This window comes from Streptomyces sp. NPDC002386 (assembly GCF_053593175.1).
This window is the reverse complement of the sequence record NZ_JBSFBX010000016.1, coordinates 201,955-210,580: the sequence shown is the minus strand read 5'-3', so window position 1 is coordinate 210,580 and position 8,626 is coordinate 201,955. Positions and strand designations below refer to the sequence as shown.

Here is an 8,626-nt window from a genome sequence, read left to right as displayed (position 1 = left end):
GCGGGCCACGTTGTCCTGGATGGTGGAGATTTCCTTCTGCAGCTTCTGCTGCTTCTCCTTGGCCCCGTTGTACTTCTCGGTGGCCTGCTCCGCCTCTTCGTAGAGCTTGTCGACCTTCGCCTTGACCTCGTCCTTGCCGAGCTTCTCGCTCGGAGCGGCGTTGGCGGCGTTCGCGCTCAGCGCGACGGCGGCGGCGGCCGCGGTGGTCAGCACGGTGACACGCGTGCGGCTGGGCTGCTTGGGTCGACGGTGGGACGCCACGAGGGACGGTCTCCTTGCTCCTTCGGCCGCCTGCCGGGCACGTCGGTGGGCGGGCCCCTGCGCCGTCACTCCGCTTGAGTGATCACCTGAGCGGGGGCTGGAGCACGACCTTAATGACTTTCCTATGGATAGATCAAATGTTTGCATGGGGCCCCGTTCGGCGTACCCGGCCCCGGGACGCCGAGAGGGCGTGCCGTCGGCCGGACGGCACGCCCTCACGCGGACGTCGCTGCGGGGGAGTTGACCCGTCCCGCCGCCGCGCGGGCTCAGCGCATGCGCAGCGCCTCGCGGACCGTGGTGAACAGGTCCGTCTGGTTGGTGACGCCGAGGACCCGGTAGGCCAGCGGGCCCTGGGCGGCGATACGGACCTCGGTGCCGGTGTGCTCCTGCGACTGGCCCGGGGTGTTGGTCGAGTAGTTGACCTTGAGCTGCTGGCCCTCGTCGGTGACCAGGGTGGAGGACAGGCCGGGCGGCGTGGCCTCCAGCGGCACGATCTGACTGGTGTGGCCGTGGTCGGCGGTGGTGACGACCAGGGTGTCGGGGTGCTTGGCCGCGTAGGCGCGGGCCACCTTCACCGCGCGGTCGAACGCCGCGGTCTCACCGATCTGGCCGCACGGGTCGGCGGCGTGGTCCTGCTTGTCGATCGAGGCGCCCTCGACCTGCAGGAAGAAGCCCTGCTTGGAGTGCTTGGCCCGCTGCTTGGCCTCCAGGAGCTGGATCGCCTTGGTGGCCGAGTCGGCGAGGCTGGGGGTCCCGGAGGGGCGGTTCGGGTTGGAGGTGACGCACCGCTGGGGGGCCGTGCCGCCGACGGCCGCCGCCTTGCCGGTCCACTCGGTGGCCACGTTGCCCGGGGCGAAGAGGCCGAGGACCGGCCGGCCCGACTTGGCCGCCTTCATGGACGCGTCGTCGGTGACGACCTGGTACCCCAGCTTCCGGGCCTGCTGAGTGACCGTCAGGCCCTTGTACTTCCCGTCGGTGACGGCCTGGTCGAAGCGCTGCCTGCCCCCGCCGAAGAGGACGTCGACCTTGTGGCCGACCTCCTGTTCGGCGATCGAGCCCGGCCCGCCGGCGGCGATCGTGTCGCCGGGGCACTTGGCCATGTCGGCCGGCCCCTGGCAGGAGCGGTCGGTGGCGTGGGCGGCGAGCACGGCCGGGGTGGCGTCGGTGAGTTCGGCGGTGGTGACGTCGCCGGTGGCGTAGCCGTTCCTCTGCGCCAGCTCCAGCAGGGTCCGCACCGGCTTGTCCGTGCCGGGCGTCTTGGAGATCCGGCCGTTCACCGTCTTCACACCGGTGGCCCAGCCGGTGCCGCTGGCGGCGGAGTCGGTGACGTAGTCCGGGGTGCCGTCGGCGTGCACGGCGTAGGTGGTGTAGGCGCCGGTGAGCGGGAACTTGTCCATGGCGAGGCGGCCGTCGGCGCCCACGGTGTAGTCACGGGCGAGGGTGATCTCCGAGTCGCCCATGCCGTCGCCGATCAGCAGGATGACGTTCTTCGCCTTCCCGTCCTGGATCGCGTCCCGTGCCTGCTCCTTGCCGCCGGAGGCGCCGGCGGCGCTGGTGACGGCCACGGCGGCGGTGGTGGCGGTGACCAGCGCGGTCGCGACCGTGAGGCGACGGCGGGTGGCTCTGCGCATGCGATGACTCCTTGAGCGTCCGGTGATCGGACAGCGGGTCCGACGGGGACCAGATCACCAGGCGCCGGCGAAGAGCAGGTGAACCACCGGCCGTGTGCACGTAGCCAGGTCATGACGTGCGGTGGCTCATGAACCAGTGGGTGTCGAAGTAACGGGCCATCGTGTAGGGATGGTGCGGGTCGACGAGGATGCGGCAGACGAACCGCGCGGTCCCGCTGTCGAGGACGAGGTCCCTCGTGTTGTCGAAGGAGCGGACCACGACCGGCCACCGGTCGGGGTCGTCGCCCTCGGCCCGCCAGCAGTACACGTCCTCGTGCTCGGTGCCCGCCCAGATGAGCAGACCGTCCTCCCTGAGATCCGTCCACGGCTCCTGGTTCAGGTCCAGATACGCGTCGAAGGCGCCCACGCCGAACGTCTCGACCATCCGCTTGTAGTCGCTCGGCAGCGCGGTGCCCAGGCGTGACTCCGTCTCCGCCCAGTCCACGTCCGGCCGCTGGTCGGGCCGGGTCCAGCCGGTGATCTCCTTGAGGCGCTCCAGCCAGTCGACGTCCTCGTCCGGGCCGGTCGCCAGGGGCGGCGGCACCTCCCGGTGAGCGACCGTCAGCACCGGCCGCTCGGTCCCCTCGGTGTCCAGGGCCGTTCCCGCGGCGATCCACCGGTCCCCGTACGCCCACGCCCGTATGGTCACGGCCCGGTCCTGGAAGGGGACGAGGAGGGCCGCGCCCCTGGACTCGTCGACCGTCGGATCGGTGAAGCCGTCGAGGACGAGGGTGCGAGGGGCGCCGTATCTGCCGCCGAGCAGGTCGGTCAGTTCATGCACGTCCAGATCGCCGGGCAGGTACACGGGGCCGTCGTCCGGCCCGAGTCCGGCGAGCAGATCGCCGAGGGCCGCTTGGGTGAGCTGCATGCCGGACAGTGAAGCGCACCGCACCGACAGCCGACGCCTCGGGGGCCGGCGGTCAGGACCGGCCTGCGGTCCTGCCGACCAGGAACTCCACCGCGCCGGACAGCGTGTCCAGTTCGGGGTAGTCGTCCTCGTCGATGCGGACTCCCGTCCGCTCGGACAGCAGCTCCACGAGGGTGAGGAAATCGAGTGAGTCGAGTTCGAGCACGTCGCGGAACCGGTCGTCCGGTTCGAGCCGGCCGAAGTCGGCGTCGGGCACGATGTGTGTGATCGACTCCTTGACCACCGCCGTGGCGTCCGCGTCGTTCAGGGGCTTCATCCGGCTCACAGCTCCTCGGGTTTCCGCAGCAGTCGCTCGACCGCCGTGAGGTAGCGCGCTCCCACGGCGCCGTCCGTGGCCCGGTGGTCGGCGGCCAGGGTCGCGGTCACCACCGGACGTACCCCGAGCATGCCGCCCGCGGCCCAGGGCCGCTCGACGACCGCGCCGAAGCCGACCAGGGCCACCTGGGGCGGGTGGATGACCCCGAACACCGCCTCCACACCCTGGTCGCCCAGGTTGGTGACGGTCAGGCTGGCACCGGTCGTCTCGCTGCCGCGCAGCCGGCCGCGGCGGGCGCGCTGGACCAGGTCCTTGAGGCGGGCCATGAGATCGTCCGGCGAAAGGGTGTCGGCGTGGTGGACGACCGGGGCGAGCAGCCCGCCCTGCCGGAGCGACACCGCGATGCCCAGATTGACCTCGGTCCCCGGCACGAACCCGTCGTCCCGCCAGTGGCCGTTGAGATCCGGTACCTCGCGCGCCGCCACCGCGGCGGCCTTGAGCAGGAGGGCCGCGGGCACGAGGCGCTCGGCGGGCGGACGGCCGCGGTTGGTCCGGCGCAGCCAGTCCCCGGCCGCCGTCAGGTCGATGGTGGTGGACAGGTAGTAGTGCGGGATCTCCCGCTTGGACCGGCTCATCAGGTCGGCGATGGCGCGGCGCATGGCGTCCGCGCGTTCCTCCGGCGGGCCGACGGCCGCTGCCGCCGGACGGGGGCGCCGCTCGCCGTCGCGCGGGCGGTGCGCAGGCCGCGCGGCCTCCTCCCCGGCCTCCCCGGCACCCGGGCCGCTGCCCGCCCTCCGGGCCGTGCGTACGTCCGCCGCCCGTACGGCCCCGCCCTCACCGGTGCCCCGCACGGTCGTCAGGTCGACGCCGAGATCGAGGGCGAGGCGCCGGGCGTACGGGGTGGCCCGCACCCGGTGGGCGCGGGGCGGCGGGGCGTGCTCCACGTCGGCACGGGTGATCCGCCCGCCCGGTCCGGTTCCGTGCACCGTCGTCAGGTCGACACCGCGCAGCGCGGCGAGGTGCCGTACGAGGGGCCCGGCGCCGCCGGCCGTCCCGGCCGCGACGGACGGCTCCTTCCGTGCCGGCGCGGGCGGCACGGGTGCCACGGGCGGTACAGGCGGGACCGGCGGCCGCAGAGCCCGTCCGGGGGGTTCGGCCGTCGCCGGCCGGTTCCCGCTGGCCCCCGCCCGCGCACCGGGCTCGGTGGCCTCGATCACCGCGAGCGGTGTCCCCACCGGCACCCGGGTCCCCGGCTCGACCAGCAGCCGTCCCACGGTCCCGGTCTCGAAGCACTCCACCTCGATGGCCGCCTTGTCCGTCTCGACGACCGCCACGACGTCGCCCCTGCGCACCGGGTCGCCGGGGCCCACGAGCCATTCCCGCAGCACGCCCTCGTCCATGTCCGCGCCGAGGGAGGGCATGGTGAACGCGGTCATCTCAGCCCGACCTCCCGAGGACGGCCCGCGTCCGCGCCGCGTCGGACCCGGCGGCCGCGGGCTCGCCCACGGCGCGACGCGCGGCGGCGACGATTCCGTCCACCTGCGGCAGCGCGGCCTGCTCGAGCCCGCGCGCGTAGGGCATGGGCACCTCCGCGCTGCACACCCGCTCGACGGGGGCGTCGAGATCGTAGAAGTGCTGTTCGGTGAGGCGGGCGGAGATCTCCGCGGCGAGGCTGCCGGTGCGCCAGCCCTCGTCGACCACGACGGCCCGGTGCGTGCGCGCCACGGACGTGCCGACCGTGGCGTCGTCCAGCGGGCGGAGGGTGCGCAGGTCCACGACCTCGGCGCTGATGCCGCCGCTCCCCAGCTCTTCGGCGGCGTCCAGTGCCTTGGGCAGCGAGCCGCCGTAGGTGATCAGGGAGACGTCGGTGCCGGCCCGGCGGACGGCCGCGTGGTCGATGTCGGCCGGCTCCGGGGCGGCGGGCGGTTCGCCCGAGACGTTGTACAGGCTGCCGTGCTCGAAGATCAGCACCGGGTCGGGGTCGGCGAGCGCGGGCGCCAGCATGTACCGGGCGTCGGCGAGGGTGGCCGGGGCGAGCACCCGCAGGCCGGGGATGTGGGCGTACCAGCCCTCCAGGCTGTGCGAGTGCTGGGCCGCGAGCTGCCGTCCCGCGCCCGTGGTCATCCGGATCACTATCGGTACCGGAAGCTGGCCGCCCGACATGTGCAGCAGGGTCGCCGCGTTGTTGAGGATCTGGTCCAGTGCCAGCAGGCTGAAGTTGACCGTCATGATCTCGACGACCGGCCGCATGCCCGCCAGGGCCGCGCCGATGCCGGCGCCGACGAACGCCGACTCGGACAGCGGGGCGTCACGGATCCGGTCGGGCCCGAACTCCTCCAGCAGACCGAGGCTCACACCGAAGCACCCGCCGTACCGGCCCACGTCCTCACCCATCAGGAACACCCGCTCGTCGGCGCGCAGGGCCTCGCGCAGCGCTTCGCGCAGCGCCTCACGGTAGGTGGTCGTAGTCCGGCCGGAGGGCGCGCCGGACCCCGCGGTGCGGGTGTGCGTCGTGGTCATGGCCGGATCGCCTCCACCGGGCTGGTGACGTACTTCAGCAGGTCCTCGACGGGTTCCTCCGGAGCCCGCTCGGCCGCCGCCACGGCCGCGTCGATCTCGGCGGCCAGCCGGTCCTCCAGCGCCGTACGGTCCTTGTCGGTCAGCTCCCTCGCGTCCCGCAGCCGCCGCGCGAGCCCCTCGACGGGGTCGCGTTCCCTCCACCGCTCGATCTCCGCCTTGTCGCGGTAGCGGTCGGAGTCGTACATGGAGTGCGCGCGGAAGCGGTACGTGCGCATCTCCAGGAAGTGCGGTCCGGATCCGCCGCGCACCCCCTCGGCCGCCCGCCGGGCGGCGTCCTCGACGGCGAGGACGTCCATGCCGTCGACGGCCCAGGAGACCATGCCGTACCCGGCGGCCCGCAGCGCGAGGTCGGTCTGGGCCTGGTGGCGGGCCAGGGCCGTGCCCATCGCGTACAGGTTGTTCTCGCACACCAGCAGCAGCGGCAGCCCCCACAGCGCGGCGAGGTTGGCGGTCTCGTGGAACTCGCCCTCGGCGAAGGCGCCGTCACCGAAGAAGCAGCAGGTGACCCGGTCGCGGCCGGTCATGCGGTCGGCGAGGGCGAGGCCCGCCGCCAGCGGGAGTCCGCCGCCGACGATCGCGTTGCCGCCGTAGAAGCGCCGGCCGGTGTCGAAGAGGTGCATCGAGCCGCCGCGGCCCCGGCTGCAGCCGGTGACCTTGCCGAACATCTCCGCCATGATCGCCTCGGCCGGGACCCCGCGGGCCAGCGCGTGCCCGTGCTCGCGGTAGGTCGACACGACCGCGTCGTCCTCGGTGAGCGCCTCGTTGACGCCGACCGCCACGGCCTCCTCACCGATGTAGAGGTGCATGAAGCCCCGGATGCGCGCCGCGCTGTACAGCTCCACACAGCGTTCCTCGAACCGGCGCACGCGCAGCATCGACTCCAGCAGGGCCAGCCGGTGCGCGGCCGGACCGGCCGCCCGGGCGGCGGGCCGGGGTGTGCGCCGGGAGCGGGTGGTGGTCATGCGGACCGCTCCGTCCTGGTCGTGGCGGACGGCGCCTCGGGGGCGGCGTCCTCGAGCGTGGAGATGTCGCCCTCGGGCAGGCCGAGTTCGCGGGCCCGCAGCAGACGGCGCATGACCTTGCCGCTGCGGGTGTGGGGCAGCCGCTGGTCGAAGGCGATCTCACGGGGCGCCACCGCCGGCCCCAGCCGGCGCCGGGCGAAGGCCAGCAGGTCGCGCCGCGTCGCGGCGGTCGCCTCGAAGCCCGGCCGCAGGGTGACGAACGCCTTGACGATGTTCCCCGCCACGGGATCGGGACGGCCGATGACCCCGGACTCGGCGACCGCCGGATGCTCCATCAGGGCGCTCTCGACCTCGAACGGCCCGATGAGGTGGCCCGCCGACTTGATGACGTCGTCGGCGCGCCCGACGAACCAGTACCAGCCGTCGGCGTCGCGCCGGACCAGGTCGCCGGTCAGGTACCAGCCGTCGGCGAACGCCGCCGCGGTGCGCGGCTCGTCGTGGAGGTAGCCGCGGAACATGGACGGCCAGCCGGGCCGCAGGGCCAGCTCGCCCTCGACGCCGGGCTCCTCCAGCACGGTGACGTGCCCGTCGGTGACCTCCGCCCGGCCGTCCCCGCCGCGGCGCAGCACCGCCGCCTCCACCCCGGGCAGCGGGCGCCCCATCGAGCCGGGGCGGATGTCGCAGGCGGCGAAGTTGGCGATCATGATGGCGCCGGTCTCGGTCTGCCACCAGTTGTCGTGCACCGGCAGCCCGAGCACGTCCCGCCCCCACAGCACCGCCTCCGGGTTGAGCGGCTCACCCACCGAGGCGATGAACCGCAGCGCGCTCAGGTCGAAGGAGCGGGGCAGGTCGAACGGCCCCGTCCGCGGCGTCGTCCGCATCAGCATGCGCAGAGCCGTCGGCGCCGTGTACCAGACGTTCACCCGCTGCTCGGCGAGGATCCGGTACCAGCGGCGGGCGTCGTAGTCGCCCTCGTCGACCACGACCGTCACACCGTGCATGAGCGGGGCGGTGATCCCGTACGACATGCCGGTCACCCAGCCCGGGTCCGCGGTGCACCAGTAGACGTCGTCCTCGTGCAGGTCGAGGGCGTACCGCGCGGAGGTGTAGTGGGCGACGGCCGCCTCGTGCACGTGCACGGCGCCCTTGGGGATGCCCGTCGTGCCGCTCGTGAAGTGCAGCAGGGCCATGTCGTGCGGGGAGGTCGGCGGGATGGTGAAGGTGTCGGCCGCTTCCGCCGTCAGCGCGGCGAAGGAGAGGGTGCCGGGCAGGTCGTCCGCCCCGTCGCCGACGATCAGCACATGGCGCAGGACGGCGAGGTCGTGGCGTCGCCCGGCGACCTTCCTGCGGTACAGGTCCGCCGTGGTGACCAGCACCTGGGCGTCGCTCAGCGTCATCCGCTGGAACACCGGGTCCGGTCCGAAGGCGGAGAACAGCGGGCACAGGACGCTGGTGTTCTTCAGCGTGCCGAGCACCACGGTGTACAGCTCCGGGCAGCGCCCCAGCAGCGTCACGACCCGGTCGCCGTACCCGATGCCGAGCGCCCGGAGCACGTTGGCGAAGCGGGAGGTGGAACGGGCCAGCTCGCCGTACGTCACGGAGGTGACGGAGTCGTCCCGGCCGACGCAGCGCAGCGCGACCGCCGCGGACCGGCCCGACGCCGCGTGCCGGTCCACGGCCTCGTGCGCGATGTTCAGCCCCCGCCCACCGGGCAGCCCCTGCAGCCCCTCGCGGGCCGCGCGCCACGAGAAGCCCGCGCGCTCCTTGTCGTAGTCGCGCAGATTGGGCGCGGTGCGCGGCGGGGTGGCCTCGCGGACGGTCTCGAACGGCATGCCGGCCCCTCCTTCCTTCGGCCCTGCCTCGACCATCCGCCCCGACCGCACCGCGCGCACAGGGTCGAAGGGCCCCCGTACAGGGCCGGACGGCGCAAGCCGACGGCCGCCCCCGCGGCATGCGGCCGTCGCGGGCC

At 73.7% G+C, this 8,626-nt stretch carries 7 protein-coding genes and 1 pseudogene; all 8 read right to left on the bottom strand.

Annotation, left to right across the window (positions count from 1 at the left end):
- Positions 1–261: pseudogene (locus tag ACWCPN_RS28905) on the bottom strand (hypothetical protein); the annotation flags it as partial.
- 266 nt (positions 262–527) lie between these two features.
- A complete protein-coding gene (locus ACWCPN_RS28900) occupies positions 528–1,892 on the bottom strand; it encodes an alkaline phosphatase (RefSeq protein ID WP_451211827.1) in 1,365 nt (454 codons plus the stop codon).
- Between the two features lie 109 nt (positions 1,893–2,001).
- Complete coding sequence (locus ACWCPN_RS28895; protein ID WP_451211824.1) at positions 2,002–2,799, bottom strand: SMI1/KNR4 family protein; 798 nt, start codon at positions 2,797–2,799, stop codon at positions 2,002–2,004.
- Between the two features lie 52 nt (positions 2,800–2,851).
- Positions 2,852–3,115, bottom strand: coding sequence for an acyl carrier protein (locus ACWCPN_RS28890; protein WP_199212982.1), 264 nt, complete (start codon positions 3,113–3,115; stop codon positions 2,852–2,854).
- Between the two features lie 5 nt (positions 3,116–3,120).
- Positions 3,121–4,551 carry a dihydrolipoamide acetyltransferase family protein gene (locus ACWCPN_RS28885; protein WP_451211820.1) on the bottom strand — a complete coding sequence of 477 codons (1,431 nt, stop codon included), beginning with the start codon at positions 4,549–4,551 and terminating at the stop codon, positions 3,121–3,123.
- Between the two features lies 1 nt (position 4,552).
- Positions 4,553–5,635: an alpha-ketoacid dehydrogenase subunit beta gene (locus tag ACWCPN_RS28880; protein WP_451211817.1), complete on the bottom strand. Its 1,083-nt coding sequence runs from the start codon at positions 5,633–5,635 to the stop codon at positions 4,553–4,555.
- Positions 5,632–6,657, bottom strand: coding sequence for a pyruvate dehydrogenase (acetyl-transferring) E1 component subunit alpha (gene pdhA / locus ACWCPN_RS28875; protein ID WP_199212984.1), 1,026 nt, complete (start codon positions 6,655–6,657; stop codon positions 5,632–5,634). Before pdhA ends, ACWCPN_RS28880 begins: the two co-directional genes overlap by 4 nt.
- Complete coding sequence (acsA, locus tag ACWCPN_RS28870; RefSeq protein WP_451211814.1) at positions 6,654–8,489, bottom strand: acetate--CoA ligase; 1,836 nt, start codon at positions 8,487–8,489, stop codon at positions 6,654–6,656. Before acsA ends, pdhA begins: the two co-directional genes overlap by 4 nt.
- Positions 8,490–8,626: the final 137 nt, after the last annotated feature.